Annotated in this window: 24 protein-coding genes; 11 read left to right on the forward strand and 13 right to left on the reverse strand. The window is 69.5% G+C overall.

The window, feature by feature from the left end:
- The first annotated feature begins 268 nt into the window (after nt 1-268).
- The gene (locus ACXC9Q_RS21775) at nt 269-1,675 is read left to right on the forward strand and encodes a glycoside hydrolase family 3 protein (RefSeq protein WP_457058452.1); all 1,407 of its coding nucleotides are present in this window, start codon (nt 269-271) and stop codon (nt 1,673-1,675) included.
- Nucleotides 1,615-3,069 (forward strand): glycoside hydrolase family 3 C-terminal domain-containing protein, encoded by a 1,455-nt coding sequence (locus ACXC9Q_RS21780; protein ID WP_457058454.1) that lies wholly within the window; start codon nt 1,615-1,617, stop codon nt 3,067-3,069. The genes ACXC9Q_RS21775 and ACXC9Q_RS21780 overlap by 61 nt, the downstream gene beginning before the upstream one ends.
- On the opposite strand, the gene yicI is transcribed toward ACXC9Q_RS21780, so the two are convergent.
- From yicI to ACXC9Q_RS21815, 7 genes are all read right to left on the reverse strand, one after another.
- Entirely contained in the window at nt 3,018-5,267 is a 2,250-nt protein-coding gene (gene yicI / locus ACXC9Q_RS21785) for an alpha-xylosidase (RefSeq protein WP_457058455.1), read from the reverse strand. The two genes, ACXC9Q_RS21780 and yicI, sit on opposite strands and share 52 nt — an antisense overlap.
- A gap of 110 nt (nt 5,268-5,377) precedes the next feature.
- Nucleotides 5,378-6,301: a decaprenyl-phosphate phosphoribosyltransferase gene (locus ACXC9Q_RS21790; protein ID WP_457058456.1), complete on the reverse strand. Its 924-nt coding sequence runs from the start codon at nt 6,299-6,301 to the stop codon at nt 5,378-5,380.
- The gene (locus tag ACXC9Q_RS21795) at nt 6,298-7,434 is read right to left on the reverse strand and encodes a phosphodiester glycosidase family protein (RefSeq protein ID WP_457058457.1); all 1,137 of its coding nucleotides are present in this window, start codon (nt 7,432-7,434) and stop codon (nt 6,298-6,300) included. Before ACXC9Q_RS21795 ends, ACXC9Q_RS21790 begins: the two co-directional genes overlap by 4 nt.
- Before the next feature lie 44 nt (nt 7,435-7,478).
- Nucleotides 7,479-8,186, reverse strand: a complete 708-nt coding sequence (locus ACXC9Q_RS21800; protein ID WP_457058458.1) for an SDR family NAD(P)-dependent oxidoreductase — start codon at nt 8,184-8,186, stop codon at nt 7,479-7,481.
- Entirely contained in the window at nt 8,183-9,559 is a 1,377-nt protein-coding gene (locus ACXC9Q_RS21805) for an FAD-binding oxidoreductase (RefSeq protein WP_457058459.1), read from the reverse strand. The genes ACXC9Q_RS21800 and ACXC9Q_RS21805 overlap by 4 nt, the downstream gene beginning before the upstream one ends.
- Nucleotides 9,556-10,635 (reverse strand): glycosyltransferase family 4 protein, encoded by a 1,080-nt coding sequence (locus ACXC9Q_RS21810; RefSeq protein WP_457058460.1) that lies wholly within the window; start codon nt 10,633-10,635, stop codon nt 9,556-9,558. Before ACXC9Q_RS21810 ends, ACXC9Q_RS21805 begins: the two co-directional genes overlap by 4 nt.
- Nucleotides 10,632-11,645 carry a lysylphosphatidylglycerol synthase transmembrane domain-containing protein gene (locus tag ACXC9Q_RS21815; RefSeq protein ID WP_457058461.1) on the reverse strand — a complete coding sequence of 338 codons (1,014 nt, stop codon included), beginning with the start codon at nt 11,643-11,645 and terminating at the stop codon, nt 10,632-10,634. Before ACXC9Q_RS21815 ends, ACXC9Q_RS21810 begins: the two co-directional genes overlap by 4 nt.
- An 81-nt stretch (nt 11,646-11,726) precedes the next feature.
- Here ACXC9Q_RS21815 and ACXC9Q_RS21820 point away from each other — a divergent pair, with 81 nt between their 5' ends.
- From ACXC9Q_RS21820 to ACXC9Q_RS21840, 5 genes are read left to right on the forward strand one after another with little or no spacing between them, the layout of a single operon-like run.
- Nucleotides 11,727-12,554: a PIG-L deacetylase family protein gene (locus tag ACXC9Q_RS21820; protein WP_457058462.1), complete on the forward strand. Its 828-nt coding sequence runs from the start codon at nt 11,727-11,729 to the stop codon at nt 12,552-12,554.
- 45 nt (nt 12,555-12,599) lie between these two features.
- On the forward strand, nt 12,600-13,277 hold the full coding sequence (locus ACXC9Q_RS21825) for a response regulator transcription factor (RefSeq protein ID WP_457058463.1): 678 nt from the start codon (nt 12,600-12,602) through the stop codon (nt 13,275-13,277).
- Between the two features lie 3 nt (nt 13,278-13,280).
- On the forward strand, nt 13,281-13,934 hold the full coding sequence (locus ACXC9Q_RS21830) for a phosphatase PAP2 family protein (RefSeq protein ID WP_457058464.1): 654 nt from the start codon (nt 13,281-13,283) through the stop codon (nt 13,932-13,934).
- 40 nt (nt 13,935-13,974) lie between these two features.
- Nucleotides 13,975-15,363, forward strand: coding sequence for a sensor histidine kinase (locus tag ACXC9Q_RS21835; RefSeq protein ID WP_457058465.1), 1,389 nt, complete (start codon nt 13,975-13,977; stop codon nt 15,361-15,363).
- A gap of 54 nt (nt 15,364-15,417) precedes the next feature.
- Nucleotides 15,418-16,062 (forward strand): LysE family translocator, encoded by a 645-nt coding sequence (locus ACXC9Q_RS21840; RefSeq protein WP_457058466.1) that lies wholly within the window; start codon nt 15,418-15,420, stop codon nt 16,060-16,062.
- Nucleotides 16,063-16,065: 3 nt separating this feature from the next.
- On the opposite strand, the gene ACXC9Q_RS21845 is transcribed toward ACXC9Q_RS21840, so the two are convergent.
- Nucleotides 16,066-17,034: a quinone oxidoreductase family protein gene (locus ACXC9Q_RS21845; protein ID WP_457058467.1), complete on the reverse strand. Its 969-nt coding sequence runs from the start codon at nt 17,032-17,034 to the stop codon at nt 16,066-16,068.
- Between the two features lie 169 nt (nt 17,035-17,203).
- On the opposite strand from ACXC9Q_RS21845, the gene ACXC9Q_RS21850 reads away from it, so the two are divergent.
- Together ACXC9Q_RS21850 and ACXC9Q_RS21855 are read left to right on the forward strand one after the other, a co-directional pair.
- Nucleotides 17,204-17,425 carry a DUF1918 domain-containing protein gene (locus tag ACXC9Q_RS21850; RefSeq protein WP_457058468.1) on the forward strand — a complete coding sequence of 74 codons (222 nt, stop codon included), beginning with the start codon at nt 17,204-17,206 and terminating at the stop codon, nt 17,423-17,425.
- A 44-nt stretch (nt 17,426-17,469) separates the two neighbouring features.
- The gene (locus ACXC9Q_RS21855; protein ID WP_457058469.1) at nt 17,470-18,237 is read left to right on the forward strand and encodes an SDR family oxidoreductase; all 768 of its coding nucleotides are present in this window, start codon (nt 17,470-17,472) and stop codon (nt 18,235-18,237) included.
- A gap of 42 nt (nt 18,238-18,279) precedes the next feature.
- Here ACXC9Q_RS21855 and ACXC9Q_RS21860 read toward each other — a convergent pair whose 3' ends face one another.
- The 3 genes from ACXC9Q_RS21860 to ACXC9Q_RS21870 all read right to left on the reverse strand — a co-directional run bounded on the left by ACXC9Q_RS21860 (nt 18,280) and on the right by ACXC9Q_RS21870 (nt 21,403).
- Nucleotides 18,280-18,768, reverse strand: a complete 489-nt coding sequence (locus ACXC9Q_RS21860; RefSeq protein ID WP_457058470.1) for a DinB family protein — start codon at nt 18,766-18,768, stop codon at nt 18,280-18,282.
- A 13-nt stretch (nt 18,769-18,781) separates the two neighbouring features.
- Nucleotides 18,782-20,215, reverse strand: coding sequence for a ricin-type beta-trefoil lectin domain protein (locus ACXC9Q_RS21865; RefSeq protein WP_457058471.1), 1,434 nt, complete (start codon nt 20,213-20,215; stop codon nt 18,782-18,784).
- A gap of 72 nt (nt 20,216-20,287) precedes the next feature.
- A complete protein-coding gene (locus ACXC9Q_RS21870; protein WP_457058472.1) occupies nt 20,288-21,403 on the reverse strand; it encodes a DNA glycosylase AlkZ-like family protein in 1,116 nt (371 codons plus the stop codon).
- 153 nt (nt 21,404-21,556) lie between these two features.
- Between ACXC9Q_RS21870 and ACXC9Q_RS21875 the strand changes: the two genes are divergently transcribed.
- A complete protein-coding gene (locus ACXC9Q_RS21875; RefSeq protein WP_457058474.1) occupies nt 21,557-22,387 on the forward strand; it encodes a hypothetical protein in 831 nt (276 codons plus the stop codon).
- 103 nt (nt 22,388-22,490) lie between these two features.
- Nucleotides 22,491-22,769 carry a GlsB/YeaQ/YmgE family stress response membrane protein gene (locus ACXC9Q_RS21880; RefSeq protein WP_457058475.1) on the forward strand — a complete coding sequence of 93 codons (279 nt, stop codon included), beginning with the start codon at nt 22,491-22,493 and terminating at the stop codon, nt 22,767-22,769.
- Between the two features lie 5 nt (nt 22,770-22,774).
- Here ACXC9Q_RS21880 and ACXC9Q_RS21885 read toward each other — a convergent pair whose 3' ends face one another.
- A complete protein-coding gene (locus ACXC9Q_RS21885) occupies nt 22,775-25,147 on the reverse strand; it encodes a glycoside hydrolase family 65 protein (RefSeq protein WP_457058476.1) in 2,373 nt (790 codons plus the stop codon).
- Nucleotides 25,144-25,890 (reverse strand): beta-phosphoglucomutase family hydrolase, encoded by a 747-nt coding sequence (locus ACXC9Q_RS21890; RefSeq protein WP_457058477.1) that lies wholly within the window; start codon nt 25,888-25,890, stop codon nt 25,144-25,146. The genes ACXC9Q_RS21885 and ACXC9Q_RS21890 overlap by 4 nt, the downstream gene beginning before the upstream one ends.
- Nucleotides 25,891-25,896 lie beyond the last annotated feature (6 nt).

Genomic DNA, 25,896 nt, shown 5'->3' on the forward strand with positions numbered 1-25,896 from the left:
ACCGCACCTCGGACAACTTCCGCCCCATCACAACACCCTCCAACAATCAGGCGTTGCAACAATCCCCTGAATCTGCCGCCCGATTCGGGGGCAAGATCCTCCCCAACCGGCTTGTCAGGTGGATGGAAAGCGCGTGCCGGTGAGGTCTTGACCTCGGTGGCCGGGGATGCGAACCTCTCTTCACGCCCATCTGTCGAAGCGCTTCGATCATCACCGTCAGACTCGCTCGAAGCGCTTCGACACACAGCTCGCAGCGGAGTCGACGCCGATGAGTACTGCAGCCACGCCTCCCCCGTACCGCGACCCGGCTCGGCCAGTCGGCGAGCGGATCGACGACCTGCTGGCCCGGCTCACCCTGGACGAGAAGACCGCGCTGCTGCACCAGCACCAGCCGCCGATCCCGCGGCTCGGCCTGGACGCGTTCCGCACCGGCACCGAGGCCTTGCACGGCGTCGCGTGGCTCGGTCCGGCGACGGTGTTCCCGCAGGCGATCGGCCTCGCGACCAGCTGGAACCTGGACCTCGTCCGCGCGGTCGGCGCCGCGGTCGGCGACGAGGTCCGGATCTTCCACCGCAAGGACCCGGCCGGCGTCGGCCTCAACGTCTGGGCTCCGGTGGTGAACCCGCTCCGCGACCCGCGCTGGGGACGCAACGAAGAGGGGTACGCCGAGGATCCTTGGCTGACCGGCGTCATCGCCACCGCCTACGGACGCGGCCTGGCCGGCGACGACCCGGCGTACCTGAAGACCGCGCCGACCCTCAAGCATTTCCTTGCCTACAACAACGAAACCGACCGCTGCACCACCTCGAGCAACCTGCCGCCGCGGGTCCTGCACGACTACGAACTCCCGGCGTTCCGCGCGCCGATCGAGTCCGGTGCGGCCGTGGCGGTGATGCCGTCGTACAACCTGGTCAACGGACGCCCCGCTCATCTCAGCCCGCTCATCAACGACGCCCTCCGCACATGGACCGCCGACGACGTGCTGGTCGTCAGCGATGCGTACGCGCCAGGCAACCTCTTCGGCCTGCAGCAGTACCACCCCGACGGACCCACCGCGTACGCCGCGGCGCTCAAGGCCGGCGTGGACAGTTTCACCCAGGACGGCTCCGACTCCACTCCGACGATCGAGCGGCTGACCGAGGGACTCGATCGGGGTCTGATCACTCCGGCGGACATCGACACCGCGGTCCGACGGGTTCTCGTGATCCGCTTCCGTCTCGGCGAATTCGATCCACCCGAGCTCGACCCCTACCGCTGGCTCGAGCCGGATCTGGTGAACTGTCCGGCACATCGCCAACTCGCCCAGGACGCGGCCCGGCAGGCCATCGTCCTGCTCAAACACGAGTGCCAGGTCCTGCCCCTCGAGGCTTCGGCGATCAAGCGGATAGCCGTCGTCGGACCGCTCGCCGGCCGTCTCGCGGAGGACTGGTACGCCGGGACCCTCCCATACCAGATCACCGCATTGGACGGCATCGTCGAGCGACTGGGTCCCGAACGCGTCGAGTACTGCGAGGGGTCGACCGGATCACGCTGCGCGTCGCCGGCGCTTCGACGTATCTCGCGATCAGTGCAGACGCCGTACTGCGTGCCGAGGCCGAGCCTGGTGAGTTCGACGTGTTCGATTGGGGCGGCGACGCGTGCGCGTTGCGCTCGGTGCGGAACGGCCGGCACCTGACTGTCACCGACGACGGCACGCTCGTCGCGGACCAGCCCGGCCCGAACGGTTGGGAGGTCAAGCAGACATTCCGGCTTGTGCAGGTTGCCGGCACGGTTCTCGTCCAGCACCTGCACAGCGGTCGCTATCTGCACGTCGATGCGACCGGAGCTGTCACGCTGTCCGACGAGGCGACCGGCTTCGAGCTCGACGTCGTGATCGACGGCGCGGCCCGGGCCGCCGAGGTGGCCGCCCGCGCCGACGTCGCGATCGTTGTCGTCGGCAACCACCCGCTGGTGAACGGCCGGGAGACCGAGGACCGTTCCAACCTCGACCTGCCGGTGGCGCAAGACCGGCTGATCCGTCAGGTCCACGCGGCGAACTCCCGCACGGTGCTGGTGCTGAGCAGCAGCTACCCGTTCGCGATCGGCTGGGCGCAGCAGCAGTTGCCGGCGATCCTTTGGTCGGCGCACGGCGGCCAGGAGTACGGACGCGCCCTTGCCGACGTGCTCCTCGGCGACACCGACCCAGCTGGGCGCCTGACCCAGACCTGGTACCACTCCGCCGCGGATCTCCCCGATCTCCTCGACTACGACATCATCGCGACCGACGCGACGTACTTGTACTACCGGGGCACACCGCTCTACCCCTTCGGTCACGGCCTCAGCTACACAACCTTCGCGTACGGCGATCTGCGGCTCAGCTCGCCGTCGATCCCGGCCGACGGCGAGGTCCGGGTCACGTTCACCGTCACCAACACCGGAAGTCGTCCGGGGCGCGAAGTCGTCCAGTTGTACACCCATCAGCAACTCTCGCGGGTCAAGCAGCCGCTGGGGCAACTGCGTGGCTTCCGGCGGGTGTCGCTGTTGCCGGGTGAAAGCGTCGAGGTCGAACTGACCGTTGCTGCGACCGACCTTGGGTGCTGGGACGTGACGCGAGATCGCCATTGCGTCGAGACCGCGCGGCACAGTGTCATGGTCGGCCGTTCGTGCACCGATCTCCGACTCACCGCAACGCTCGAGGTCGTCGGCGAGCGGATCCCACCGCGATCACTCGACCATGTCGCTGCCATCAGCTTCGACGAGTACTGCGCGATCACCTTGACCACTGCGGCCCGCGACCGAGGCGACGCGGTCGTCTCGCTGGAACCCCAAGCCTGGTTGGCCTTTCACGACGTCCTGCTGGACGGCCGCGAGAGTTGTCAGGTCTCAGCCGCCAACCGCGGACCGGAGCCGGCGACGATCGAGCTACGCCTGGACGATCCGCTGCAGGGCGAGCTGTTGAGCACCGTGCAGGTTCCACCGATGCACCGGCTCACCTCGATCGCCGCCGAGCTTGCCCCGGCCACCAGTGTGCAGACGCTCTACGCCGTCTTCTCCGCGGCGTCCGTCGTACTGGAGAGCTTGACGGTGTAGCTGTCGCAGACGCCCTCGATCACCCGAGACTCGGGCTGGCCGTCGCGCAGGCTGAGCTCGATCACCGCGGCCACTCCCCCGTCGGCGTCCGGCAGTTCGACAGTCGTCGTCACATCCTCGGACGGCGCGAACCAGCGCAGCTCGACACCATCGGCCCAGTCGTACTCCGGCCGGTCGTCGACGGCACCGACCGGGATCACCGCGCCCTCGCGGACCAGCACCGGCAGGCTGTCGAACCCATGCGTCTGCCGCACCCACCGCGGACCCGCGATCACCTCACCGGTCAGCAGGTGAGTCCACCGACCTCCCGGCAGATAGAACGAGACTTCGCCGTCGAAGCTCATCACCGGCGCGACGAGCAGATCGTGGCCGAGCATGTACTGGCGATCGAGGTAAGCGGCGGCCGGATCGTCGGGGAACTCCAGGACCATCGGCCGCATCATCGGCACACCGTCCTGGTGCGCCTCGGCCGCGGCGGTCATCAGGTACGGCATGAGTGAGAGCTTCAGCTTGGTGAACTTCCGCAGTACGTCGACCGCCTCGTCGTCGAACGCCCACGGCACCCGGTACGACGACGAGCCGTGCAGGCGCGAGTGTGAGGACAGCAGCCCGAACGGCACCCACCGCTTGAAGATCGCCGGGTCGGGCGTGCCCTCGAACCCACCGATGTCGTGACTCCAGTAGCCGAACCCCGACGCGGCCAGCGACAGCCCGCCGCGCAACGACTCCGCCATCGCCTCGAACGTCGACTCGCAGTCGCCACCCCAGTGCACCGGGAACTGCTGGCCGCCGGCCGTAGCCGAGCGCGCGAACAGCACAGCCTCGCCCTCGCCGCGGTTCTCCTCCAGCAGGCCGAAGACGGCGGCGTTGTAGAGCTGCGCGTAGTAGTTGTGCATCCGCTCCGGGTCGGACCCGTCGTGCCAGGCGACGTCGGTCGGGATGCGTTCGCCGAAGTCGGTCTTGAAACAGTCGATGCCGAGGTCGATCAGCGCCTGCAGCTTCGAGCGGTACCAGGCGGTCGCGTCTGGGTTGGTGAAGTCGACAATCGCCATGCCGGCCTGCCACATGTCCCACTGCCAGACCGAGCCGTCGGGGCGTTTGAGCAGGTAGCCGAGCCGGCGGCCCTCCTCGAACAGGACTGAGCGTTGCGCGATGTACGGATTGATCCAGAGACTGATGCGCAGGCCGCGATCCTTCAGGCGGCGGATCATCCCCGCCGGGTCCGGGAATGCGATCGGATCCCAGACGAAGTCGCACCAATGGAACTGCCGCATCCAGAAGCAGTCGAAGTGGAACACGCTCAACGGCAGGTCGCGCTCGGCCATCCCGTCGACGAACGCGCTCGTCGTCTCCTCGGTGTAGTCGGTGGTGAACGACGTCGACAGCCACAGGCCCATCGACCACGCGGGAACGCGAGCCGGCCGACCGGTCAGGCCGGTGTAGCGGCGGAGGACGTCCTTCGGCGTCGGGCCGGCGAAGACGTAGTACCCGAGGTCCTCGCCTTCGACGCTGAACTGGTTGCGCGAGGTGACCTCCGAGCCGACCTCGAACGACACCCGGGCCGGGCTGTCGACGAGGACGCCGTACCCCTTGCTGCTCAGGTAGAACGGGACGTTCTTGTAGGCCTGCTCGCTCGACGTGCCGCCGTCGGCATTCCAACTGTCGACAATCTGACCGTTCTTCACCAGAGGGCCGAAGCGCTCGCCGAGCCCGTAGATCGTCTCGCCGACGCCCAGCGCGAGTTGCTCATGCAGGTAGTGCTTGCCGTCGGCATCGGTGATCAGGCCGATGCTGCGGGCGCCGGAGTTCGTGAGCGGACGCCCGTCCTGCTCGAACCGCACGTCCCACGGCCCGTCGAGCCGGACGACCACGCTGAGCTCACCCGACGTCAACCGAGCCTCAGCGGCGCCGACGTCCACCTTCACCGAATGATCGTCGTCGGTGTTCAGCCGGTACGACGGACGCGCGGGCAGCCCGCCGAGGTGGTGGGCGATCCGGACACCGATCACGCCACGGGCCGGCGACGAGAACGTCACCGTGAACATCGGCTGGTTGAGCGTGTCCCCGCGCCGCTCGATCCGGTGCGCCGGCGCGAACACCGTCAGCTCACGCTCGCCGGCCTGCACACTCTCGACCTCGGCCGGACGCAGCCGTGTCAGTCCCGCCCGCAACTGCCAGTACCCATCGGTGAACTTCATCGGGGAAGCCCTCTCTCGAGCTGAAGCCTTCTCTGGGCGGCGTAGTCGAAGCGCTTCGACAACGCTAGGTCGGGCGACTTCACGCCGTCAAGTTTGGGCCGGCTCGAGTGTCAGGCCAGGTACAGACCGGTCCCGACCAGGGCGACCCAGGTGAGGCCGGCGATCAGCAGCACGCGGTCCTGGAACAGGTCGCGTTCGGGGACCTCGCCGTTGCCCGTCGAGACGATCAACGCGTAGCGCAGGAGCCCGGTCAGGAACGGCAGGAACGAGATCGCCAGGAGTTCGCGGTAGACGTCGTACCCGAGGTGCTGGAATGCCCACGAGCCGTACGAGAGCGCGGCGCCGAGCAACGCGACCGTCATCACCTGGTCGAGCCAGCCGTCCGAGTAGGCCGCCAGGACGGGGCGACTGACCGCTGCCTGCGGTTCCGTGGGCTCCCCCGCGGCCATCCGTTCCGCCTTGCGTTTGCCGGTGACCAGGAACAGGGCGCCGAACAGGGAGACGAGGAGGAACCAGTGCGACACGGGCACGCCGGTCACGGTTCCGCCGGCGGCCGCGCGGAGGACGAAGCCGAGTGCGACCAGGATCAGGTCGACCACCGCGACGTGCTTCAGCTTCAGCACGTACAGCACCTGGGCGACGAGATAACTCACGCCGAGTAGGAACGTCGACAATCCGAGTGTCGACGTGACGGCGAGGCCGAGGAGCGCGGCGACGCAGCCGAAGAACACGGCGCGGGCGGGACTGATCGCCCCGGCCGCCACCGGGCGCAGGCGCTTGCGGGGGTGACGGCGGTCGTCGGCGACGTCGCGGACGTCGTTGAAGGCGTAGATCGCGATCGCGAGCAGCGTGAACCCGACAGCGGCGAGCGCTGCCTCGAGGAGGACGAGGGGTTGGTCGAGCACGCCGGCCGCCGCGGGTGCGGCGAAGAGCATCACGGCTTTGTGCCACTGGCGCGGCCGGCTCAGCCTCAGGAAGGACCGGGCCGACGACTCGGTGCGCGCGACGACTACCGGCGTACGGACGTCTGTCATTTGGCCACGACGTAGAAGAAGTCGCGCTGGTCGTCGACCAGGTAGCGATCCGACGGTGAGTTCATCGAGGCGAGCAGCCGTCGGCCGGTGACGGTGCCCTGCGGCCCGGGCTGTTCGATGTCGAACCTGACCATCGCGGCGTGGATGTCGAGTTCCATCCCCTGCTCGATACCGGCCTGCTGCATCGCCGCGGCCAGCGTGGCCAGCGTCAGGCCCTGGCCGGCCACGTAGATCAAGTTGCCGTGGGCATCGGTTCCGAGTCCGGACCGCCAGGTGTACTGGTACTGGCTTCGGTAGCTCCCCCAGCGGCCGTTCGCGTTCCCGGTCAGGCCGTCGACGATCCGATGGTCGACAATCAGCTGATCGAGGTTCTGCCGGACCGCGACGACGTCCGGCGTCATCCGGACGGTCCGGTTCCAGGTGCCGATCCGCGCGGTGCCGTCGCGGAAGATGACCACGGACGCGCGACCGTCGGCCAGCGGCACGGCGGCGGACTCGGTGGTCCACCAGCCGCCCTGCGAGTCCTTCATCTTGAAGCCGCCGTTGAAGGTCGCGACCAGGGCGGCGTGATCGGTCGAGGGGACCGAGTAGCCGTGGCGGGAGGCCATGCCGACGACTGGTTCCCGGGTGCCGGGCATCAGGACCAGGCGGTTCGCGGACTGTGGGATCAGCGCGGCAGCGACCGAGACCGGCAGGTGCGCCGGATCGGGCCGGAACCAGGTTGTCCAGAGCAGCGGCTTGCCGGCCGTCGTCTGCCGGGCTACCGACCAGGCGCCTTCGTGCGGCAGCGCTCGTACGCCGGGGAGCGCCTTGACGACCGGCAGACCCGCGGCCGCTGCATGGGTCGCGCCGGTCGAGCGGACAGTCACGCTGGGTGCCGTGACGTCGCTCGGGGTGCCGGTGGCGGGCGGCTGATTGCGTGAGTACTTCCAGTTCTCGACCGCATCGACGATCGGGCCGCCGCCGTGGTCGCGGAACCATTCGACTGTCCGGACCGAGAAGCTCGCGTTACCCGGATATAGCAGCGCCCGGACGTACGACACCGCGGGGACGACCAGCAACAGGCAGCAGACCAACGCGATCCAGCGCTTCCGTACTCGGCGGCGACGGCGTCGGAGCGCGTTCTGCTTCATGGCCTCAGTAGATCCGGAAGTGCCTGAGAGGATCCGGAGAGCGCTCAGCGCCAGGCGGCTGGAAGCATCCTTCGCGGCAGCAGGTTGAGGATCCGTACGGCGAGTCCCATCGTGCGTGGCGCCCAGACGATCGTCTGACCGCTGCGCACCGCGCCCGCGACCCGTCGGGCGACGCGGTCCGGCGTGGTTGCGAGCGGCGGCTTCGACTGGCCCGCCGTCATCCGGGTCGCGACGAACCCCGGGCGTACGACGAGGATCCGCACGCCGGACTCCGCGGCCTGGCGCGCGAGCAGAACGGCCGTCGAGTCGGCGAGCTGTTTGCCCAGCGAGTACGCCGCGATCGACTGCCTCGGCCGGACCGCGGCAGCCGACGACAACAGCACGATCTGCTCAGGTCCGCGCTGCACCAACGCTCGCAGCAACAGTGCGACGGACAGACCATTCACGACGATGCCGTCGGCGAACGACTCTTCAGTCATCGTGCCGACCGCCAACACCGCGAGGCCGAGTGGATGGTCCGCGCAGGCGTGCTCGAGCATCCCGTCGACCTCATCGGCCCGCAGGCAGGCGTCGTACTGCGCCGTCGTCACGGAGTAGCCGAGGTCGCGGAGCTTCTCGGCGTTCCACCACAGCTCGCTACTCGGCCGTCCTGCCAGCACGACCCGCCGCGGCGGTGGCCCGAGCAGCTCGGTCAGTACGGCGATGCCGATCTCCGACGAACCGCCGACGAGCAAGGCGGTCCCGTCGGTCATCGCAGCAGGCCCAGGCGCTCGGCCAGGGCGGACGTCCAGCGGCGATCCGGGTCCAGGCGGGCCTGCGTGCGTTGCCAGGCCGGCAGCCGTGGATACATGACTGGGATGAGGTCCGGGTCGCTGAGGGCGTCCTTCGCGAGGTAGACCCGGCCGCCGGCGGCCGCGACCAGCTTGTCGATCGGCCGTAACGCCTCCGTGTCGTGCAACCAGCGCGCCGGAAGGTCGACGGCCAGCGTCCAGCCGGGAATCGGGAACGACAACAGCCCGCCGGACCCGCGGCCGAGATTCTTCAGCGTCGCCAGCGCCGGCGCCATCCGGTGCGTCGCCAGGTAGCCCAGCACCTCCTCCACAACGTGCCCCTCCTCCGGCGGAACGGCGAACTGATACTGGATCAATCCCGCACGCCCGAACGCCGCCGGCCAGGACTCGGCCCGATCGAGCGGGCAGAGCGCCGCATGCAGCGGAACCAGTTGACGCCCGGCCCGGCTCAGGTGCCACCGGGCCGCCGACGCGGCCAGAATCGTTGCCCTCGACATCAATCCCGGCCCGGGCAGGGAGCGGGTCGGCCGGGCCGCCGTGGTTCGCCCGCGGCGTTCCGGGAACGGCGGGACGGCGGCGGGGAGATCTCTGCTGGTGGCCGGGTGGAACTCGTCGATGAGGGCGCGGCCGAGGGAGGTGCCGGTCGAGTGGGCGTCCAGCCAGGCGACGACGTGGTGATCGGGGTCGGCTTCCTGGTGCGTGGCCAGGGTTCGGAGGACGGACAGGGTGCCGCGCAGGGACTCGGTCCGGTGGCGCTCGCGGACAGCCCAGCCGGTGTCGACGCGGTGGAGTTGGATGGCCGCCTGCAGGATGACGCCGGTCAGGCCCATGCCGCCGATCGTCGACCAGAAGGCGTCGGTGTCCTGGCCGGGCGACAGTTGGGTGGGCACGCCGTCCGCGCGGAGCAACGCGAGCCACCGAACATGCCGGCCGAATGATCCCGCGCCCGGATGGTTCTTACCGTGCACATCGGAAGCGATCGCTCCGCCCACAGTGATCCACTCGGTGCCGGGCATCACCGGGAGCAGCCATCCGAGCGGCAGTGCCTGCTCGGCGATCTCCTTGAGCAGTACGCCGGCTTCCACCACGATCACCCCGTTGCCCTGGTCGAACGAGATGATCCGGTCGCGCGCGGTCATGTCCAGCACGATCCCCCGACCGGGCAGCGCCGCGTCGCCATAGCTCTTGCCGGCGCCGCGGATCGTCACCTCGGGCTCGGCCAGTACTGCGTCGACCACACCGCCCTGCGTGTCCGGCCGTCGTACGCGGGTGTGCTTGTGAGTGGTCCGCCCCCAGCCGGACAGTTCGGTCGTGCTGGAGTGGTCGGGGGTCATGATGCCGACGTTAGGGTCAGTGCACTGAGAGACACCTGAGTCTGGTACGTCGCCAGATGCTGCGGGATGACGTGGTCCCACGTCATGGCTGGAACGGTGTCGCGGTTGTGTTGCTGGATCCGCGCGAGACGGGCGAGGTCCGTGAGGAGAGCGGCGGTGGTCTCGCCCATCTCGACGTCGGAGTCGACCAGGTAGCCCTCGACTCCGTGCCGAATGAACTCGCCGACACCACCGGATGCCATCGCGACCACGGCCAGACCGGCGCAGCGCGCTTCCAGGGCGGCGACTCCGAAGGACTCCAGCCCGGCGGGCGCGAGATACACATCGGCAGCGGCGTACAACTGCTGGATCTCGAAGCGGGTCAGGCGTCCCGGCAACTCGACCCAGTCCGCGAGGCCACGACGCCGGGTCTCGGCGGCCACCGCCGCGGCTTGCGGTCCGCTGCCGACGATGACGGCTCTGACGTCCACATTGGGTGGCACGAGGGTGCGGATCCGCTCGAAGGTACGCAGCAGGGCCAGCGGGCGCTTGCGCCGAGTGAGCCGCATCGTGCTCACGATGGTCAGCGGATGCCTGCCAGGCCTGGGGTTTCGCCAGTGCGTGGGATCGACGCCGTTGTGCAGTACGTCGACCGGCCGGTGGGGCAACGATCGGCGCAGTACGCCGGCCACCACCTCGCTGACCGCGGTCCAGCGGGCCGGATCGACGTACCGGTCGAGGTGCGCGAGCGGCCACGGCATCGTTGGACTGGGCAACGAATGCAGGGTGATCACGGCGGCCGGTGCGACCCGAGCGGCGTGCCAGGCGAGTGGCGAGAACAGCGACGTGTGGGCGTGTACGACGTCGACCTTGTCCAGCGCCCGACGCAGGCGATCGGTTGCTGCTGGCAACGGTACGCCGCCGAGCGCCGGCAGTCGTACGACGGGGACGTCGCCGGCTGCGGCCGGACCGTCGGTGACGGTGAAGACGGTGACCTGATGGCCGGCGCGGATCAATTGTCCGGCGAGGTCGTGGACCTGGAGTTCGATCCCACCGAGCCGCGGGAGATAGCAGTCACTGACCAGGGCGATCCTCATCCGGCGAGCGCCTCCAACTCGGCAGAGCGCGCCCGGGTCCGGTGCTGGATGCCGAACCAGATCGCCAGCGTGATGCCGCCGACCGGGATCTCCATGGCGTAGGTGAAACCGCGGAACAGGATGAGTCCGGCCGCGACGCCGGCCGGGTCGCCGCCGAGGGCGACCAGCGCGGCCGCGGTGCCCACCTCGACCACCCCGGCCGCGCCCGGGGTGATCGGGACCAGGGTCAGCAGCCGCTCGACCGCCAGCGCGGTGAAGAGCACCGGAAGGGCGAAGGAGATACCGAGGACGTGGAAGCAGAGCCAGAGCAGGGCCAGTTGCAGCGCGAGGTAGGCGAGCATGCCGGCCGTCATCGGGCGCCAGCCGTTGCGCAGGACCCGCAGGATCGAACGCCGCAGGTCCGGGAGCCTGGCCGCCAGCCGGCCACGCTTGCGGCGGAGGACCTTGTCGAGCGCGGCGCCGATGCCGGCGGCAACCTTTTCGTCGGCGAGCATCCAGACGACGGCGACCACGCCGAGCGGCACCGGAAGGAAGAGCAGACCCGCCGCACCGAACGCCGATGCGCTGTGCAGGATCGGCACCAGCGCGAGCGCGACCGCGATCACGCCGAGTTTGGAGACGGTGTTCAGCAGGGTCGTGACGGCGAGAAAGCCGCCGAACGCGGACCGGCTGAAACCCCAGCGGCGGACCATCGCGAAGTTCAGGCCGGTCCCGGCCGCGCCGCCCAGCGGGAGGACATTGGCGACGGCGCTGCCGGTCAGACTCAACGTCAGGCCGCGGCGCTTCGTCAGTCCTGGCAGGGACGCGGCCAGGACGAACGAATGCGCCCACAACCCCGCGATCCAGACGACCGCGAGGACCACGACCGCACCGGCGGAAACCCGGCCGAGGACGGCTCCGACCTCGCTCCAGGTCGCACCCACCGCCCGCGGGAGCAGTACAACCAGCGCGGCGGTCGCCAGCCCGCTCAGGACTGAGGTCACGACCCGGCGGGGTGCTCTGGGCTTCATCGCACCATCGTGGAAGGCAGCTGCTGAGAGGGTCCTGAGAGCGAGTCGGGCGGCCCTTGGCGGCCGTGCGATGCTCGGGAAGTGGCACATCCGCAGGACACCGACGCTGCCCGGTTCACGCTGGTGGCTTTCCACGCGCACCCGGACGACGAGGCGCTGCTGATGGGCGGCACGCTGGCCCGGCTCGCGGCGGAAGGGCATCGGGTCGTCCTGGCGGTCGCCACTGACGGCGAGGCGGGTGCGGCCGCCTCGTCGTACCGGATGGCCGGCCGGCTGGCGGCGTACCGGCGGGACGAGCTGGACAGCTCGGCCGCGGCGTTGGGGTGTGCGCGGGTCGTGCGGTTCGGGTTCCCCGACTCGGGGTCGTCGGGTCCGGTGGCGGACGGCGCGTTCAGTCGTGTCCCCGTCGAGGAGGCGGCGGCGCCGTTGATCGAGCTGCTCCGGGCCGAGCGCGCCGACGCGTTGACGATCTACGATCCGGCCGGCGGCTACGGGCATCCGGACCACCAGCAGGTCTATGCGGTCGGCGTGTATGCGGCCGCGCAGGCCGGTACGCCGTTGGTGCTGGAGGCAACGATCGACCGGCGGCTGATCCGGCGGCTGATCCGGGTGGTCGAGGCGATTCCCGGCGTACTGCCGGCGGTGCGGGCGGCCGACTACGACTGGGCGTACTCCCCCGCATCGGCGATCACGCACTGTGTCGACGTCCGTGCGTATGCGGACCAGAAGCGGCAAGCGTTCCGGGCGCACGCCAGCCAGGCGAGCTCGGACGACGGTGCGCGGACGCTCGGGCTGCTGCTCAAGCTGCCACCGTGGCTGTTCCGGCGGGTGCTCGGACGGGAGTGGTACGTCGAACACGGCCGGACCCCGGGACATCGGCTCGACGACGTGTTCGCGACGCTCCGATGAGTGGCTCTCAGCAGATCCTCAGCGAGCGGCGGTGAGACTGAGACCATGCGGGTGCTGATGGTGGAGGACGAGGTCCGGCTGGCCGACACGGTCCGCCGTGGTCTCACCGACGCGGGGTTCGTGGTCGAGCTGGTGCACGACGGCGAGGACGCGGTGTGGGCGGCGACGGAGAACAGCTACGACGTGATCGTGCTGGACATCATGTTGCCCAAGGTGAACGGGTACAAGGTGCTCGAGCAGTTGCGGGACCGCGGCGTGTGGACCCCGGTGCTGATGCTGACCGCGAAGGACGGGGAGTACGACCAGACCGACGCGTTCGATCTCGGTGCGGACGACTACCTGACCAAGCCGTTCAGCTTCCTGGTCCTGATCGCCCGGTTGCGGGCGCTGATCCGGCGTGGCGGTCCGGAGCGGCCGGTCGCGCTGACCGCCGGCGACCTGGTGCTCGACCCGGCCCGGCGGCGGGTCGAACGGGCCGGACAGGAGATCGCGCTCACGCCCCGGGAGTACGGCCTGCTCGAATTCCTGATGCGTCACCGCGGCGACACCGTCAGCAAACTCGAGATCCTTGCCAGCGTCTGGGACCCCGCGTTCGACGGCGATCCCAACGTGGTCGAGGTCTACATCCGCTACCTCCGCCTGAAGATCGACGGCCCGTTCGGCCGGCGCTCCATCGAAACCATCCGGGGCATGGGCTACCGCCTCGATCCCGAGGGCGGCTGAGGCGTGGCGGTTCGGCGATTGGTGGCCGTGGCGCCCGGTCTGGTGATCGCGGGCGCGGGCGTCGCCGCGGTGGCCGGGCTGGCCGATTCGGTGCGCGAATCCAACGGGCTGGCTGCTGACGACCCCAGGCTGGCCGGCGACGTGCTCGGGCTTCGCACCGTGGAGCTGACCGACGTGGCTCGGGCCTTGACCTTCCTGGGCGACGTACCGGTCTTGATGGTGTTCACGCTGATAGCCGCCCTGGTGCTCTGGCGCGTGACCAAGAGTCGGCGGCCTGCCGTGCTGCTGCTTGTCGCGATGGCCGGCTCTGCCGCGCTCACGTATGGCATCAAATTGCTGGTCGAGCGGCCGCGGCCGAGCGTCAGCTATGTGCTCGGCGCCGTGGACACGACGTACTCGTTCCCGTCCGGGCACACGTTGAACTCGGCCGTGTTCTTCCTGACGATGGCGGGGTTGTTGTGGATGCTGCGGGCCGGGCTGGTGTGGCGGATCGCCGGTACGGCGGTCGCCGTCCTGCTCAGTGTGGGAATCGGGCTCAGCCGGATCTATCTCGGCTACCACTGGGCGACCGACGTACTGGCCGGGTGGTTGCTGGCCGCAACCTGGCTGAGCCTGGTCGCGACCGGTGCCTATTACACGCGGCGCCCGGGAGGATGATGGGGTGCGGGAACCTCGGCTGCCGGGAAGGAACGGTGTGTTGGCCGCGAGGCGGAAGGTCGGAGTCGGGCTGCGGCGCGCCAGCGTCCGGAGCAGGTCGACCGCGGCGGCAGTCATCGTTGTCGCCGTGGCGATGGGCCTCGGCGCCGCCGTACTGCTGCTGCTCCTCCAGCGCGCGCTGATCACCGGTGTGTCGGACGCGGCCGACGGGCGGCTCGCCGACGTGGCCGGCCAGGTGTCCGAGGAGGGTACGGCGGGACTCTCGCGCGATTTGACCGACACGACCCGGCCGAGCCAGCTGATCCAGGTCCTGGACTCGTCCGGGCGGGTGGTCGCCGCCTCGTCGACGCGCGTGGACAGCAGGCCACTGACGGATCTCCGTCCGGCGTCCGGGGCGGTCCTGCGGGCCGAGGTCGGTGAGATGCCGCTGCTCGACGACGACCACGCCTACCTCATCGTCACGCAGGGAGCGTCGTACGGCGGCCAGACGTACACCGTGGTGGTCGCATCGTCGGTGCAGACCCAGCGCGACACGGTGGCCACGGTGGCGAAGTACCTGCTGATCGGGTTCCCGGTCCTGCTGATCGTGGTCGGGGTGGCGGGCTGGCTGCTGGTCGGGCAGGCGCTCGGGCCGGTGGAGCGGATCCGGGCGCGGGTGCAGGGCATCGGGTCGGGAGATCTGACCGAGCGGGTCCCGGTGCCGGCGACCCGGGACGAGATCGCGCGGCTCGCGGCGACCATGAACGAGATGCTCGATCGGCTGCAGACCGGGCAGGCCATGCAGCGGCGGTTCGTCTCGGATGCGAGTCACGAACTCCGGTCGCCGCTGGCCACGCTGACGGCGGCGCTGGAGGTCATCGAAGCGGACACCACCGGGCATGCGTGGCAGGAACTGCATCTGGTGATGGAGGCCGAGACCGAGCGGATGCGGCGGCTGGTCGAGGATCTACTGCTGCTCGCGAAGGCGGACGACACCGGCCTGCGGATGCAGCGTACGGACGTCGACGTGGACGACCTGGTCGCGGCGGAGCTCCAGCGGTTGCGGAGTTCCGCACCCGATCTCACCGTGACGAGCGAGGTTCATCCCGTCCGCGTGGCCGGCGATCCGGCCCGCCTCAGTCAAGTGCTCAGAAACCTGGTCGACAACGCGGCGCGGGCCGCCCACACCACCGTCCACCTCACCGCCGCCGAGCAGAACGGGTCAGCCGTGATCACCGTGGCCGACGACGGTGACGGTATCCCCGAGGCCGATCGCCTCCGCGTCTTCGAACGCTTCGTCCGCCTGGACACCAGCCGGGCCCGCGCCAGCGGCGGCTCCGGCCTGGGGCTGTCCATAGCTCTCGAGATCACCCGGGCCCACCAAGGCACCATCACCCTCACCCCCTCCCCCGACGGCGGAACCACCGCAACCATCACCCTCCCCCGCTGACCACGGGTCGGAAATACCCCGGCGTCGTGGGCAACCCCGGATGAAAATGAGTGCATGGATCTGTCGGTCGTGCTGGGGTTCGTGGTTGCTGTCTTCCTGGTGTGCGTCGTACCGGGACCGGACATGCTGTTCATCGTGGCCAATGCGGCGGTCGGCGGGCGCCGGGCAGGTGTGGTGGCCGCGGCCGGCATGTCGACCGGTGTGGCTGTGCACAGTCTGGCCGCCGCCGTCGGTCTCGGTGCGCTCATCCAGGCCGCACCTCAGGTGCTGAACGGCGTACGCGTCGCCGGTGCTGCCTTCCTGCTGTATCTCGCCTATCTGACCTGGCGTGCCAGCCGGCACGAGGTCGGCGAGCCCGACGAGACGCCGGAGCTACCGAAGCGGACGCTTCGCCGGACCTATCTGATGGCGACGTTGACCAACCTGGCCAATCCGAAGGTGATTCTGTTCTATCTGGCGTTCGTGCCGCAGTTCATCACGACCGGCACGGGCAGTTGGCCGGCGACCACGCAGTTCCTGGTGCTCGGCGGGATCTTCATCGCCGTCGGGTTCCCGATCGACGCCACCGCCGCGCTGGTCGCGGGCAGTCTGACCGAGCGGTTCTTCCGCGCCGGTAGCAGCGTCCGCCGCCGTCTCGAGCGCGTCACCGCCGGTATCTTCGCCGCCCTCGCCGCCCGCCTTGCCACCGACATCCACTGACGATCAGACCGACAGGACCAGCTTGCCGCGGTTCGCGCCGGTGGCCAGGCGGTCGAGGGCCACGCCGGCATCGGAGAGCGGCAGTACGTCGGTGACGTCGATGTGGACCTTCTTGGCGGCGACGAGGTCCAGACCGGCACGGCCGAAGCGGGTGACGAGCTCCGGCGCCCGGCGCGCCAGATCCCCGATGTTGAACCCGCCGACGAACTGATTGCTCTTCCACAGCGGCCGGACCGCCAGGGTCAGATCCGGATGGTTCCCCGCGTCCCCGTACGCCGCCAGCCGGCCGAACACCGCGAGTACGCCGAGGCTGTCCACGCGGGTCTGCCCACCGACCGAGTCCAGCACCAGGTCGACTCCGCGCCCGCCGGTAAGCTCCCGGACCTGGTCCGCGAATCCGTCACGCACGACCACCTCGTCGTACCCGAACTGCCGCGCGTACGCCGCCTTGTCCGCCGAACCGACCGTGCCGAACACCTTCCCGGCACCCAACGCCTTCGCGATCTGCACCGCGACCGTCCCCACCCCACCGGCCGCGGCATGCACCAGCACCGTGTCCCCGGCCGCCAACCGCCCGGCGCCGGCCAGCAGACCGTACGCCGTGGTCAGCACCGTCGGCGCCCCCGCCGCCACCACGGGATCGAGATCCCCGATCGGATAGGTGAAGGCGGCCGGTGCGATCACGTACTCCGCATATCCGCCGAAGCCCGGCAGGTACGCCGTCACCTGGTCGCCGGCCGCGAGTCCGCTGACCGCCGCTCCGACCGCAGCCACGACGCCCGCCGCCTCGAGCCCGGGCACGTCGCCCTCCGGCTCCGGCTCCCCGAAGTCACCGCGCCGGTGCTGGACCTCGGCGAAGTTGACTCCGGCGTGCGAGACCCGGATGAGCACCTCACCCGCGCCCGGCTCCGGCACCGGCCGCTCCAGCTCGACGATCTCCCCATTGATCTTCGTGAACCCGACAGCGCGCATGCCCCCACCCTCACACGCGAACAGGCCACGGCCGGCGGTGGTCCCACATCCTGACAAGGCGTGGGCGCGGTCAGATTCAGCGGCTGAGGGGTGGTGCGGGCGGGGCTGTGGGGCCAAGCTGGGGGTGTGCCCGGGCGACGGGTCGCCGTCGCCCTACGAGCGACGAGGAGTGACTGATGAACGGCGAGAGCGGGTGGGTCCGGTGAAGGCCGCGGCGGGCGACCAGGTTGTTGTCGAGAGCAACCACCTGTCGGCGCACCGGCGGCAGGGCGAGATCGTCGAGGTGCACGACCCGAACGGCGCCCCGCCGTACCTGGTGCGCTGGAGCGACACCGACACCGAGTCCCTGTTCTTCCCCGGCCCGGACGCGCACATCATCCACGCGCAGTGAAGAATCCGGTTGCCGCCTGACCGGCCATCCAGCAGGATCGCCCCATGACGCAGCCGGACACGCAACGCCCAGTCGCCCTCGTCACCGGCGTGGGCCGGACCATCGGCATCGGCGCCGGCATCGCCCGCCGGCTCGCGGCCTCCGGATGGGACATCGCCTTCACCTACTGGGCGGCGTACGACGAACGCATGGACTGGGGCGTCCAGTCAGGCGCGACGGCCGAGATCACCAAGGAGCTGACCGAGCTCGGCGCGACCGCGGTCCCGATCGAGGCGGACCTGGTGGACCCGGCGGCGCCGGAGCGGATCTTCGCCGCGGCCGAGGAGCGGCTGGGCAACGTCACGGCGTTGGTCATGTGTCACTGCGAGTCCGTCGACTCGAGCATCCTCGACACGACCATCGAGAGCTTCGACCGCCACTTCGCGGTGAACGCCCGGGCGACCTGGCTGCTGATCCGCGAGTACGGGCGCCGCTTCACCGGAGCCCCCGGCACCGGCCGGATCATCGCGCTCACCAGCGATCACACGGTCAACAACCTCCCGTACGGCGCGAGCAAGGGTGCGCTGGACCGGATCACGCTGGCCGCCGCGCACGAGCTGTCCCACCTCGGCATCAGTGCGAACGTGATCAACCCAGGTCCGATCGACACCGGCTGGATGAACGACGACATCCGGGCCGCCGGCACCCGGGAGACCCCGCTCGGTCGCCTCGGTACGCCGGAGGACACCGCCAACCTGGTCGACTTCCTCTGCTCCCCCCGAGGCCAGTGGATCAACGCCCAACTCCTCCTCAGCAACGGCGGCCTCGCCTGACCTCGAGCCTTAACCGTCATCTACCGACGAGCGCCGGCCCGATCAGGCGCCGGCGACCCCGTCGATCTGCTCGCGGAGGATGTCGGCGTGGCCGCCGTGCCGGGCGTGCTCCCTGATCAGGTGCACGTAGATCCAGCGGAGTGAGACGTCGTCCACGTCTTCGCGGGACACGACGTGGTCGAGCGGCAAGCCGGCTGCGATCCGTCGCGACTCCGCGCAGGCCTCCTCGAAGGCCGCGATCATCCCGGCGACCGTCTCGCTGTCGTCGACCAGCCAGCTGGCGTCGCCGCCGCGCGCGTCGCCGGCGATCTCGTCCCGCGGGCGCCCGGCGACGATGTGCTGGAACCAGTTCCGCTCGACGCCGGCCAGGTGCTTCACCAGCCCGATCGGTGTGGTCAGCGACGGCACCAGCCGGCGCCGCGCGTCCGACTCGGACAGGCCGCGGAGCTTGTCCACCGCGACCTGCCGATGCGAGTCGAGAAACGCTTCGAGTACCTCACGCTCCCCCGCCGTACGAACCAAGCTCTCCATCCGGCGACTGTATTCAGGAGCGGGTCCATTTCTGGTCGTCGGAGCCGTTGCAGGGGGCGGTGTTGACGGCTGCGCCATTGCCGGTCCCGGTGGCGGTCAGACAGAGAGTGGGGATGGCAACACTGGTGACCGTTTGGTCGGCATTGACTTCCCAAGCCTGATTGGTGGCACCGGTGCAGGCCTCGATCGTGACGGAGGTGCCGGCGGTCATGCACTTGTCGGCGTACACGGCGAGTTGCTTGTCGGCCGTGTAGTTCCACGCCTGGTTGCCCCCGTTGTTGCAGTCCCACAGGTCGAGCGCCGTACCAGGAGTCGTCGAGAAGCCGGGTACGTCGACGCACCGGCCGCTGGCCACACCGCGAAGGGGCTCACCCGGCGGAGCGGGCGGCAGGGTGTTCGTCGGCTCCTGCTTCAGCAGGCCCCAGCCCCACCACAGCTGCGCGCGACCGCTCTGGCTGTTGACCTGGAGGTCGGCCGGGCCGACCTGCGTGGTCATGGAGTACGAGTCGCCGGTGCGCAGGCCCGGCCAGTAGACGATGCCCATCTTCTGTTCGTTCGCCACCTGGGTGAGCGCTCCGAGGTACGCCGTGTAGACGTTGCCCTCGTGGTTGCCGTAGTTCAGCCCGATCGTCATCGGCGAGCCGGCCTCGTCGATGATCGTGCGCCAGCCGTACGAACCGATCCGCGGCCGCAGGTTCGCCAGCCAGGCTGCCTCGGTCGTGTCGGAGGCCCAGAAGCCGTAGAAGTGCAGCGACAGCAGCGTGCCCGTCAGCTCGGGCGCCGCACCGACACCGGTGACGTTGTCGTTGTAGCCGGTGCCGGAGATGACGATCCGGCTGCGCGGAACGTTGCTGTGCCGGGCGATCCAGGACGAGGTCAGCGACACCCACTCGGTCAGCGAGTAGCCGAACGGCTCGTTCATCGGCTCGAAGTAGACGTGCGGGTTCTTGGCGTAGGCCTTCACCACCGTGTCCCACATCGCCGCGTACCGGACCGGGTCGTCGACCCGGCCGTCCTTGGCGTTGTCGGCCTCCCAGTAGCTGAGGATGACCTTGAAGCCGCTCGCGACCGACGCGTCGATCGCCCCGCGGTAGGAACTCCACCAGGTGGTCCCCACGCTCGACGGGTTGATCGGCAGGCGGATCGTGTTGGCCTTGAGCTCCTTGCGGAACTCGCCCACGATCCCGGTCGCCTTCCGGTACGTCGTCCGGTAGTCGTCCGTCGTACTCAGTCCGGACGGGACCACCTCGTCGTCGGCGTAGTTGTCCCGCGGATCGGCCCAGTTCACTCCCCGGAAGTCGTTGGTCCCGGCCGGGCCGCCCGCGTGCGCGGCGGCGGGTGCGGCCGGGGTCGCGGTGGGTGACGCCTCGGCCTGGATGGTGACGGCAGCTGCGATGGCGGTGGCAGCGAGCGCAGCGGCGGCGATACGGCGAACTGTTGATCTCACGCGGCGATGTTCACGTAGCCATACGGGACCGTCAATGCCTTGTGTTTGCGTCAACATCGGATGTGACCGGCGTCACGCCATGACGACGAGCTCCAGGTCGAGCCATTGCGCGAGGTCGCGGAGTTCGCGGTGGACGGCGGTGCCGAGCGACTTCGGGAACGGCGCGTCCTCGTGGATCGCGTCGACCCGGAAGACGCCGGCCTTGCGGTCCGACGTGGCGTCGACCTTCCCGACCAGGCGGTCGCCGTGCAGGATCGGGAGCGCGAAATAGCCCCACTTGCGGCTGGCGACCGGCTTGTACATCTCCAGTTGGTAGTCGAACTCGAACAGCTCGGTCATCCGCTTCCGGTCGTACACCAATCGGTCGAGTGGCGAGAGCAGCGCCGTACGTCCGGAGAAGGGCCGGCCGAGCAGCTCCGGGTCGACGCGCCACTCACCGCGGACACCGTCGACCACGGCCGGCTCCCCCGCGACGCCGCCGTCGAGCGGCTCGCCCGGGCACGCGGGGCCCTTCGCCCGCAGGATGCCCATCGAGCGCAACCGCTGTTCGTCCCGGATCTGCCGGGCCTTCTCGACCGGGACCACCGGCTCGTCGGGATATATCCGCGACGCCAGGTCCCACAGGCGGTCGCGACCGTCGCGGCCCGCGATCGCCACCTCGCCGCGCTGCATCATGAACTCGAGCAGTTGCGAGACATTGCGGTTGTTGGTCCAGCCGCTCGACTTCCACGGCACGACGCAGGTGTCCGGCAGGTCGCGCATGAGCAACGGGCCGTCCTGGCGCAGGCGTTCGAGGATGTCGAGCCGGCAACCTTCGTTCGCCTGCACCCAGTCGCGGCGGTACACCTGGTCGTCGAGCAGCTTCCCATCCGGCGTCTTGCCGGTCGGCCACTCCGCCATCTCCGCCCGGAACAGCGCCAGACTCTGCGGCAGCCGCGCGAACCCGCGCAACTCGAGCAGCTCCTGCGTCGCCAGCGCGTCGGCCAACTCGCGCACGTCGTACGACGATCCGAGCCGGCTCCACGCGACGAGATCAGCATTCGGCGCAACGTGGGCAGTCTGATCCAGCTGCAGCACGTTGAGCCCCTCGACCACCTCGAACAGCCCGGGCGGCCGCTCACTGGTCAGCAGTTGCGCCCGGACCGCAAGGCGCCGCGCGTCGCGCCGGGACAGCTGATGGACGGTCATACCGCGAGGCTAAGCCACGCCCAGGACAGTTCGCGGCCGCCGGGACGGTTGTCCAACTACTCCGCGTGATGCGAGACTGGGGCTAACCGAGCAGGTGGGGACCTCGGAGCTCGGCGGTGGGGGGTCATCGTGGCGGTGCGTGGTCGGGCGCTTATGCCCCTTGCGGTCTTGATCGCGACGGTCGCCGTCGCGGGTTGTTCGAGTGCGGAGGGCGCGGACTCCGGCGACGGTACGGTCGGGACCCCGTCGATCGTCATCCCGCGCACCCCCACCGCGGTCCTCAAGCCGGCGAAAGACTGCTCGCAGGCCACCGAGCCGCTCGAGCCGGAGTCCCAGATGGACGGCGTGCGGCTCGACGCCAGCACCGACCCGACCCACACGTCGCTGCTGTTGAAGAACACCGGCAGCCTGTCGGTCATCGTCGTACCGGATGCGAGCTTCGCGTCCCGGCTGGTCATGGCGCCGTACGCGAATCCGACCGACCAGGCGTCGAAGGCGGCCCTGAACGCGGTGACCCACAGCGGCCCGCTCGGCCCCGACCGCGGGCTGCCGCCGTACGTTCCGTCGACGCAGGTGTTCATCGTGCCGCCGCAGTGGGCGGTCTGCGCGCTCACCGACGACGTTCGCGAGGCCGCCGGCGTGCGCTACCTGCGGGACAAGGTGTCGAGTGCGGAGTACTTCGTGGCGAAGGGACTGGCCGACCAGCTGGTGTCGAAGTTCGAGTCGAAGAAGACCGGGCCGACGCTGATCAGGTGCGTGAAGAACACTCTGCAACTGCTGCGGGCGCACCCCGACCTGGCGGACGTCGAGCTGTACGCCGAGATCCTCGGTGCGGAGTCCACGTGCCGGGCCGGCTACAAGGAACTGCTCGGCCACGACGAGCGTGCCACCGAACGAACCGGTACCACCGTCCTGAACATGCTCGAGCGGACCCCGCGCCTGCTCGAGACCACCAGGCTCTTCGAGGCGCTGGCGCGCGCCTGACCAGGGTCCGCTCCGGGTGCGATCAGGGTGAACTCCACTGCACGGGACCGCATCGGGCCCGGACACTGGATGCAGAGACCCATTAGCACTCGGAGGACAGAACATGATCGGCTTCATCGTCGCCGGACTCATCATCGGAGCGCTGGCCCGGCTCTTCACGCCCGGCAAGCAGAAGCTCGGTCTGCTCGCCACGCTGCTGCTCGGATTGGCCGGTTCCGTGATCGGTGGCACGATCGCGAGCCTGCTCGGCACCGGCGGCATCTTCGAGCTGAACGTGCTCGGCTTCATCGTCGCCGTGATCTCGTCGGTGCTGCTGGTCGGCACCGCGGAGTCGCTCTCTGCGCGCAACAAGAAGTCGCTCTCTGCCCGCAACAGGCACTGAGCCGCTCAGCTGTCCCGCTCGTTGCTCGCCATCGCCGCCCGCGGTTCGCGGCCGGGTGGCTGCGGCGGGCGGGGCAGCAACGGCGTGCGCTTGTCCAACGTCCGGATCACCGGCTTGTCCGCGGTGACGATGATGTCCTCCCCCGCGTGCCGGATTGTCACCTGAGCGCCCTCGCCGTCGTGCACCGAGTACTTCACCGACACCGGATCGATCTCCACCTTCAGCCGAGCCCCACGCCAGCGGATCGCGAAGTTCAGCCCGGACAGACCTTGCGGCAGCGCGGGGTCGAAACACAGACAACCCTCCCGGTCCCGCAGGCCACCGAAGCCGGCGACCAGAGCACTCCAGGCACCGCCCAGCGACGCCATGTGCAGACCGTCGCCGGTGTTGTGATGCAGATTCCGCATGTCGATCAGCGCCGCCTCGTAGGCGTAGTCGTAGGCCAGGTCCAGGTGACCGACCTCCGCCGCCATCACGGCCTGCACACACGCCGACAACGACGAATCCCGGACCGTCAGCCGCTCGTAGTAGTCGAAGTTCCGCGCCTTCTCCTCCGTCGTGAACGCGTCGCCGCACCAGTACGTCGCCAGCATCAGGTCGGCCTGCTTGACCACCTGCATGCGGTACAGCTGGAAGTACGCCGCATGCAGCATCAGCGGGTACTTGTCCTTGTACGCCTCGAAGTCCCACACGGCGTTTCCGGTGAAACCCTCCGACTGCGGGTGTACGCCGAGATCCTCGTCGTACGGCACATACACAGCGGCGGCGGCGTCGCGCCAGGCGGCCTCCTCCTCCGCGTCGACATCGAGCTCGCGGGCCACGGCCGGCAGCCGGGCCGCGGTCTCCGCGGCCGAGCGCAGGTTGCGTGCCGCCATCAGGTTGGTGAAGACGTTGTCATCGGCAACAGCGCTGTACTCGTCGGGTCCGGTCACGCCCGGCAGATGCCAGCGGCCGTTGCGGTCGTGGTGGCCCAATGAGATCCACAGCCGGGCCGTCTCGACCAGCAGTTCGAGCCCGACCTCCTCGAGGAACTGATCGTCGCCGGTGGCCCGGTGGTAGCGCATCACCGCCTCGGCGATGTCCGCGTTGATGTGGAAGGCCGCCGTACCGGCAGGCCAGTAGCCGGAGCACTCCTGACCGCGGATCGTCCGCCACGGGAAGGCCGCGCCGCGTAGGCCCAGCACCTCGGCCCGTTCGCGAGCCAACGGCAGGATCGAGTGCCGCCAGCGCAACGCATCCGCGGCGGAGCCGGGCATCGTGTAGGTCAGGACCGGCAGCACGAATCCCTCGGTGTCCCAGAACGTATGGCCGTCGTACCCGGCGCCGGTCAGGCCCTTCGACGGGATGGCCCGCCGCTCGGCCCGGGCACCGGCCTGCAGGATGTGGAACAGCGCGAAGCGCACGGCCTGCTGCAACTCCGGATGACCCTGCACCTCCACATCGGCGCCGTCCCAGAAGTCGTCCAGGAACTCGGCCTGCTGGGCGGTCAGCCCGTCCCAGCCGGAGAAGCGTGCACTCGCCAGCGCCGCCGCGACCTGGTCCCGGACGGCGGTCTCCGACCGCAGGCTCGACCAGCCGTAGGTCAGGTACTTCACCACGCGCAGACTCTCGCCGGGCTGAAGCTGGCAGATCACCGTCGACCGGGCCCAGTCCTCGCGGACATCCAGGTCCATCGCGTAGCGCACCGAGGTGTCCACCTCGTGGCTCATCGCGGCCGCCATCAACTGCCGGCTGCGCGTCGTCCGGTGGATCAGGACGACGCCGTTCTCCCCGCCGTCGTGGCTGACCGGCTTCAACGGGTTGTCCAGTACGGCGGCCACCCGCGGATCGTCGGACAGCTTCGGCTGGGTCTCGTTCGCGACCAGCTCGGACTGGATCACGAACCGCGCGGGCTGGTCCACCGGCTCGACGATGTACTCGATCGCGGCGACGGCCCGCTGGGTCAGCGACACCATCCGGCGGCTGCGGACCCGGATCCGCTTGCCACTGGGTGAGGTCCAGTCCACGTCCCGCTGCAGGATGCCGGTCCGGAAGTCCAGCGACCGCTCGTGTTTGGTCAGGTAGCCGTAGCGGACGTCGAACGGCGAGTCGTCGACCAGCAACCGGATCAGCTTGCCGTTGGTGACGTCGACCAGGGTCTGACCGGACTCGGGGTAGCCGTAGCCGGCTTCGGCGTACGGGAGGGGGCGCTGCTCGTAGAACGAGTTCAGGTAGGTGCCGGGGATCGCGTACGGCTCGCCTTCGTCGAGGTTGCCGCGCAGCCCGATGTGACCGTTCGACAAGGCGAACAGCGACTCCGACTGAGCCAGCTTGTCGAGTGCGAGCCGGGTCTCCCGCAACCGCCACGGCTCGATCGGATGATGCCCGCGGTCGATCATGCGCCCTCCAGCAGTTCGGCCAGGTCGCGGACCACGACATCGGCACCGTGCATCTTCAGCTCGTCGGCCTGTCCGACGCGGTCGACACCTATGACATGCCCGAAGTGTCCGGACCGGCCGGCCGACACGCCGGCCAGGGCGTCCTCGAACACGGCCGCCTCGGACGGGTCGATCCCGAAGCCCTTGGCCGCGGCCAGGAACGTGTCCGGCGCGGGCTTCCCCCGCAGCCCTTCGGTCCTGATCGTCACGCCGTCGACGATCTGCTCGATGTACTGCGCGAGTCCGGTGACATCCAGTACCTCGCGGGTGTTCGCGCTCGACGACACCACGGCTCGCCGGAGTCCGGCCTGCACGGTGGCCTGCAGATAGCGCCGGGAACCCTCGAACACGTGCACGCCCTCGGTCCGGATCCGCCGTTGGACCGCCACGTTCTTCCGGTTGCCGAGGCCGTTCACCGTCATCGCGGTCGGTGGATCATCCGGCGTACCGTCGGGCAGCGTGATCCCGCGCGCGGTCAGGAAGTCCCGCACCCCGTTGGCCCGCGGCTTGCCGTCGACGTACGCGTCGTACTCCTTGCGCGCGTCGAAGGGCACGAACGGGATCCCCTGCCGCTGCGCGTAGGCACGGAGGAACTCGTCGAACATCTCTTTCCACGCGGCGGCATGAACGGCGGCGGTGTCGGTGAGCACACCATCCAGGTCGAACAGGCAGGCCCGGATCCCCGTGGGTAGTCCCAGCAGCATGTCCCC

The organism is Kribbella sp. CWNU-51 (genome assembly GCF_054073265.1).

Coding starts and splice junctions, on each gene's coding strand:
- ACXC9Q_RS21775 (WP_457058452.1), top strand. CDS start 269: ATGAGTACTGCAGCCACGCCTCCCCCGTACCGCGACCCGGCTCGGCCA.
- yicI (WP_457058455.1), bottom strand. CDS start 5,267: ATGAAGTTCACCGATGGGTACTGGCAGTTGCGGGCGGGACTGACACGG.
- ACXC9Q_RS21790 (WP_457058456.1), bottom strand. CDS start 6,301: ATGACAGACGTCCGTACGCCGGTAGTCGTCGCGCGCACCGAGTCGTCG.
- ACXC9Q_RS21795 (WP_457058457.1), bottom strand. CDS start 7,434: ATGAAGCAGAACGCGCTCCGACGCCGTCGCCGCCGAGTACGGAAGCGC.
- ACXC9Q_RS21800 (WP_457058458.1), bottom strand. CDS start 8,186: ATGACCGACGGGACCGCCTTGCTCGTCGGCGGTTCGTCGGAGATCGGC.
- ACXC9Q_RS21805 (WP_457058459.1), bottom strand. CDS start 9,559: ATGACCCCCGACCACTCCAGCACGACCGAACTGTCCGGCTGGGGGCGG.
- ACXC9Q_RS21810 (WP_457058460.1), bottom strand. CDS start 10,635: ATGAGGATCGCCCTGGTCAGTGACTGCTATCTCCCGCGGCTCGGTGGG.
- ACXC9Q_RS21815 (WP_457058461.1), bottom strand. CDS start 11,645: ATGAAGCCCAGAGCACCCCGCCGGGTCGTGACCTCAGTCCTGAGCGGG.
- ACXC9Q_RS21825 (WP_457058463.1), top strand. CDS start 12,600: ATGCGGGTGCTGATGGTGGAGGACGAGGTCCGGCTGGCCGACACGGTC.
- ACXC9Q_RS21840 (WP_457058466.1), top strand. CDS start 15,418: ATGGATCTGTCGGTCGTGCTGGGGTTCGTGGTTGCTGTCTTCCTGGTG.
- ACXC9Q_RS21845 (WP_457058467.1), bottom strand. CDS start 17,034: ATGCGCGCTGTCGGGTTCACGAAGATCAATGGGGAGATCGTCGAGCTG.
- ACXC9Q_RS21855 (WP_457058469.1), top strand. CDS start 17,470: ATGACGCAGCCGGACACGCAACGCCCAGTCGCCCTCGTCACCGGCGTG.
- ACXC9Q_RS21860 (WP_457058470.1), bottom strand. CDS start 18,768: ATGGAGAGCTTGGTTCGTACGGCGGGGGAGCGTGAGGTACTCGAAGCG.
- ACXC9Q_RS21870 (WP_457058472.1), bottom strand. CDS start 21,403: ATGACCGTCCATCAGCTGTCCCGGCGCGACGCGCGGCGCCTTGCGGTC.
- ACXC9Q_RS21875 (WP_457058474.1), top strand. CDS start 21,557: ATGCCCCTTGCGGTCTTGATCGCGACGGTCGCCGTCGCGGGTTGTTCG.
- ACXC9Q_RS21880 (WP_457058475.1), top strand. CDS start 22,491: ATGATCGGCTTCATCGTCGCCGGACTCATCATCGGAGCGCTGGCCCGG.
- ACXC9Q_RS21885 (WP_457058476.1), bottom strand. CDS start 25,147: ATGATCGACCGCGGGCATCATCCGATCGAGCCGTGGCGGTTGCGGGAG.
- ACXC9Q_RS21890 (WP_457058477.1), bottom strand. CDS start 25,890: ATGCTGCTGGGACTACCCACGGGGATCCGGGCCTGCCTGTTCGACCTG.